The following is a 5739-nucleotide window of genomic DNA, read 5'->3' on the forward strand; positions in this document are numbered from 1 at the left end:
GTTTTTTTTTGATGAATTTATATTTTTCAGTAGGGTATATATGTTCTGAGTTAATTTGATGTTGTATCTTCCCGGACTCTGATAATTTGCAGATGATATAATAGATAGATAGGAAAAAATATATTTGGAGAACTCAAATGAAAAAATGTTATATATTGTTCGGTTTAACTATTGGTTTAATTACTTTAATACCTTTGCCAGTACGAGCAGAAAAAACGGAAACGGCAGAGGAAATTGCTAAGATGGTTGGTGCCATGACTTGGTGTACAAATAATGTCGCTAAAAATAGATCGGAAGAATCTCTTTATGAGTCTGCTATAAGTGCTGGAAATACTAAACTTTACACAGCTACTAATCAAAAAGATCAAAGTCTAGAGGGATTAGAAGAAGTAGTGGCAGAAACGACAAAGGGTAAATATGATAATAAACAACTTAGTCAAAAACTTTGTGAAGAAATCCGCCAAAAGCTTCTTAATGTTCTTAATGAATGAAAGTTTAATCTTGAAAAAATAAAATTATACTTCTTACACAAGTAACAATTAAATCTTTTTTTTCCTTTATTTTTATTTATTTTTTCACCTGTTTCTAACCTTTGCAACAAACTTATGAAATTAATTAATTGGCTGGGCAATTTTTATCTTCTCTGGTTCCATTTGGCATAGTTGTCTTACAGAAAGTAGCAAACAATAACATGGTGGTTTTATCTATTTTGGCTCCAGTAAGGTCTGCATGACTTAAGTCAGCTCCGCTTAAGTCAGCACCACGCAGATCGGCATTATTCAATTTAGCATGACTAAGATTAGCATCCCTTAATCTGGAACCTCTCCATTTACTTCCTACTAATGTTGCATGACTTAAGTCAGAATTTACAAGAACAACATCTTCAAATTTGGCATTAGACAAGTTAGCACCTGTTAAGTTAGCGTCTTTCAAATAATCACTAATTAATTGAACATTTTCTAGGTTGATACTTTGAAGGTCTATTTGATTACAATCTAAATCTGTTTGACATAGAATTAATCTAGTTTCATACAAAAATAGCAATAATAATCCTTTTAGTTTAGCGTCATCTTCTAAACGTAATGCTAAATTCCATGTATTGGCCTGAATTAAACCATTAAATATCTCCTGATTATCCCGATCGATATTATTAGGATTAATCTTTTTTCTCTCAACATTAATCCTTTCTTGCTCTAATAAAATTTGTCTAATTTCCTTCATATAGTTAGCCAATATTTGCTCATGGAAACGTTTGTCAGAAATTTTTTCTTCAAGTTGTTCTAGATCGTAAGCAATAAAACTAGCAATTAAACCTATAAAAATCGGCACAAATATTTTCTCGAATATTTCCCAAGGTTCTTTCTTAGCTATAGAAGATAAGAGATTATTAAAATAAGTAATAAGATTAACTCTTTCATGCCTCATAGTAATTGGGTTTAACTTTAATTCTTTTTCCCGCCAGATTGCCAAGACAAAAATCAAGAAAAATATTAAAGTTATCCCTGTCGTATATCTGAACAAAGGCAAACTATTAATTTGCTCCCACAACTCCTCCCAATCAAATTCCATCTGAGTATAATTAACACTATCAGTTTCTATTGAGTTATCCTCTAATTCTATCTGAGGATAATTAATAGTATTTTCAACTGTTTGAGCTTGTCCTAAGTTGGCTTCACTTAATGATAATGAGAAAGCAGTTAAAGTCCCTAAACCAGCAGCAATAAATTTTATATTCATAATCAAAAAACGACTATTAAAGTAGTAGTAAAAACTTTAATAATATATTCGCAGTTAAAAGTTTCGATTCAGTATTTTTTCAGTTTTAAGTAGGTAGACGTGAATAAATCTAACTATCTTAGGATTTATCCAAAATAACTTATTTCTGTCATCTTAGGATTTATGCAAAATAACTTATTTTTGTCATTAAGTTCGACAAACCACAGCGTTTGCGGAGCATTCCGTCAGGAAAGTAATCTCAAGCCAATACTTTTGCGCTAGATGCGTAAGTCCTATATCTAACAAAATATTGATGCAGCTCCAACACTTGAGATTACTTCCTTCCACTCCATTACAGTCGCTACGGAGATAGTGACATTTAATTATGTCTGTAATTATGCTTGGCTACTTAACTTTAAAATACTTGATTTTTTGATCTGTAACTGCTTCTTGATTAACAATACCTAAATTTGGCCCATAATATCAACATATGACTTGACTCTCTACCTAGCATTTAGGTATGAATTTTTGTTACAACTGAATGAGACATTGATTTCAAGGAACATCAAAGTGGTAGCAATACATCAATCGAAGACAAACTCAAGCAATCAACTACAACTAGCTAACCAAGGCCAAAAGTCTATTGACTTTTCCCAACGACATATTGGCCCTACTTCTGAGAAAATTCAACAAATGCTGGCCGTATTAGGTATTTCTTCCCTAGAGGACCTAATTGAAAAAACAGTTCCCCAGAAAATCCGATACCAGCAACCCCTCAATTTGCCCAAGTCTCTGAGTGAAAGCGCTGCTATTGCCCAAATCAAAGAAATAATCTCTAAAAATCAGGTATTTCGTTCCTTCATTGGTATGGGTTATTATGACTGTATTACTCCACCAGTCATCCTCCGCAATATCCTAGAAAATCCTGGTTGGTACACCGCTTATACTCCCTATCAGGCAGAAATAGCTCAAGGACGGATGGAGGCTTTGCTAAATTTCCAAACTATGATTACGGACTTAACTGGTTTGGAAATAGCTAATGCTTCCCTGCTTGATGAAGCGACAGCAGCAGCGGAAGCAATGAGTATGAGTTACGGTTTGTGCCAAACTAAGGCAGAAGCTTTCTTTGTTGACTCTAACTGCCATCCTCAGAATATTGAAGTTGTCAAAACTAGAGCACAACCATTGGGAATAGAAGTAATAGTCGGTGACTTCCAGACTTTCACTTTTGACAAACCAATTTTTGGCGCTCTCCTCCAATATCCTGCTACCGACGGAGCAATTTATGACTACCGCGAATTTGTGGAAAAAGTTCATGAGGTAGGAGGTTTAGTAACTGTTGCTGCTGACTTACTAAGTTTAACCTTACTGACACCTCCTGGAGAATTTGGTGCTGATATTGTGGTGGGTAATACTCAACGTTTTGGCGTGTCTCTCGGATATGGCGGTCCCCATGCTGCTTACTTTGCTACTAAAGAAGCTTATAAACGACAAACTCCTGGACGTATTGTGGGAGTTTCTCAAGATGCTAATGGTAACCCAGCATTAAGATTGGCACTACAGACGCGGGAACAACATATTAGGCGGGAGAAGGCAACGAGTAATATTTGTACTGCTCAAGTTTTGCTAGCGGTAATGGCAGGTATGTATGCAGTCTATCACGGTCCGGATGGTTTAAAGGAAATTGCGGAAAATATCCATAATTTGACTTTTAAATTGGCAACAGGTTTAAAACAGCTTGGTTATCAAATTGGTGCAGAATCATTTTTTGATACTATTCGGATAATAGTAGGTGCTGACTCTCCTGTGAAAAGTGCAAAAGAAATTATTGATGCTGCTGAAAATGTAGGTATTAATCTGCGAACTTTTGATGAGCAAACTGTTGGTATTTCTCTAGATGAAACTACCACTGATACAGATGTACAAAATCTGTGGCAAATTTTTGCTGGTGGAAAAGCATTACCAGACATCGAAAATATTTCCCCCCTTTCTCAAAGTTCTTATGCTCGTACTAGCAGTTATTTAACTCACCCAGTATTTAATAGTTATCATTCTGAAACTGAACTCTTGCGTTACATCCACCGTTTGCAGGCAAAAGATTTATCCTTGACAACATCAATGATACCCTTGGGTTCCTGTACAATGAAACTTAATGCTACAGCAGAAATGATACCTGTAACCTGGCCGGAATTTGCTAAGATTCATCCTTTTGCTCCCACCTCTCAAACTAAAGGTTATCAAATAATGTTTGAGCAACTGGAGGAATGGTTGGCAGAAATCACAGGTTTTGCAGCAATTTCTCTCCAACCAAATGCAGGTTCCCAGGGAGAATATACGGGTTTATTAGTAATTCGCGAATATCATGCTCACCGTGGGGAAGCACATCGCAATGTTTGTTTGATTCCTGATTCTGCTCATGGTACAAACCCTGCTTCAGCGGTGATGAGTGGGTTAAAGGTTGTGGTTGTCAAATGCGACCGTCAAGGAAATATAGATATTGCAGATTTGCAGAAAAAGGCAGAAAAGCACAAAGATAATTTGGCTGCCATGATGATTACTTATCCTTCTACTCACGGTGTATTTGAGGAAGACATTGTTGATATTTGTGAAATTATCCACGGTTACGGTGGGCAAGTTTATATGGATGGAGCGAATATGAATGCTCAAGTGGGATTATGTCGTCCGGCGGAAATTGGTGCCGATGTTTGTCATTTGAATTTGCACAAAACTTTTTGCATTCCTCACGGTGGTGGAGGTCCGGGAATGGGTCCGATAGGAGTTAAATCTCACTTAGCACCCTTTTTACCAGGACATTCTGTTATTAATATTGGTGGCGAAAATTCTAGTGGAGCAGTATCTGCTGCACCTTGGGGTAGCGCCAGTATTCTGCCAATTTCTTGGATGTATATTGCCATGATGGGTGCGGATGGTTTAACTGATGCAACTAAGATAGCGATTTTGAATGCTAATTATATTGCGCAACGGTTGGAAAGTTATTATCCAGTTTTGTACAAGGGTAAGCATGGGTTTATTGCTCACGAGTGCATTTTGGATTTGCGTCCGTTGAAAAAGTCTGCTGGTATTGAGGTGGATGATATTGCCAAACGCTTGATGGATTATGGTTTTCACGCGCCGACTGTTTCTTGGCCTGTGGCGGGTACAATTATGGTGGAACCGACGGAGAGTGAGTCGAAGGAGGAGTTAGACCGTTTTTGTGATGCGATGATTTCTATTCGTCAGGAAATAGAGGAGATTGAAACTGGAAAAGCAGATAAAGAGGATAATTTGTTGAAAAATGCTCCTCACACTGCCGAGAGTTTGATGGTGGATGAGTGGAAGCATAGTTATTCTCGACAACGTGCTGCTTATCCTGCTCCTTGGACGCGAGAGCATAAATTTTGGCCGACTGTAGGGCGGGTTGATAATGCTTTTGGCGATCGTAATTTCGTCTGTTCTTGTTTACCGATAGAAGCTTATAGTTAAAAGCGGTCAGCGGTCAGCAGTCAGCTATCAGCCAAATTTGTAGGGTGCGTTAGACGGCTGAAATTTAAGCTCTCAAAGAGATTTAACAATCCGTCGTAACGCACCGCCTCTTCTAAAGAAGCACTCAGCGGTCAGCAGTCAGCCATCAGCTAAAATGTAGGGTGCGTTAGACGGCTGAAATTCAGAATATGAAGGGAGTTCACAAATCCGTCGTAACGCACCGCCTCTTCTAAAGAAGCACTCAGCAGTCAGCCATCAGCTAAAATGTAGGGTGCGTTTCCGCTAAGAGCGGACATGAAAAGACGGCTGAAATTCAGAATATGAAGGGAGTTCACAAATCTGTCGTAACGCACCGCCTCTTTTTTTATCAGGACTTACGCATAACCACCACATCTAGTAGGGGTGATTCGCGAATCACCCCTACAGATAGGGTATAATTCGAGATTTTGCGTAAGTCAGAACGATTGCTACACACATTTCTCTATTTAATTTGCCTGGGTTTTCTTTAAATGCAGTTATTGCAGATAGAAATTTAGATAA

The 5739-nt window shown here is 37.8% G+C and carries 3 protein-coding genes; 2 read left to right on the forward strand and 1 reads right to left on the reverse strand.

Going from position 1 to position 5739, the window contains the following annotated elements; all coding sequences use genetic code 11:
* Positions 1–137 precede the first annotated feature (137 nt).
* Positions 138–491 carry a hypothetical protein gene (locus tag F6K22_RS29440; RefSeq protein ID WP_293106292.1) on the forward strand — a complete coding sequence of 118 codons (354 nt, stop codon included), beginning with the start codon at positions 138–140 and terminating at the stop codon, positions 489–491.
* Positions 492–615: 124 nt separating this feature from the next.
* Here F6K22_RS29440 and F6K22_RS29445 read toward each other — a convergent pair whose 3' ends face one another.
* Positions 616–1737 carry a pentapeptide repeat-containing protein gene (locus F6K22_RS29445; protein WP_293106295.1) on the reverse strand — a complete coding sequence of 374 codons (1122 nt, stop codon included), beginning with the start codon at positions 1735–1737 and terminating at the stop codon, positions 616–618.
* Between the two features lie 621 nt (positions 1738–2358).
* Here F6K22_RS29445 and gcvP point away from each other — a divergent pair.
* A complete protein-coding gene (gene gcvP / locus F6K22_RS29450) occupies positions 2359–5199 on the forward strand; it encodes an aminomethyl-transferring glycine dehydrogenase (RefSeq protein ID WP_293106297.1) in 2841 nt (946 codons plus the stop codon).
* Positions 5200–5739: the final 540 nt, after the last annotated feature.

Origin of the sequence: Okeania sp. SIO2F4 (genome assembly GCF_010672385.1) — a bacterium.
Classification (GTDB): domain Bacteria; phylum Cyanobacteriota; class Cyanobacteriia; order Cyanobacteriales; family Microcoleaceae; genus Trichodesmium.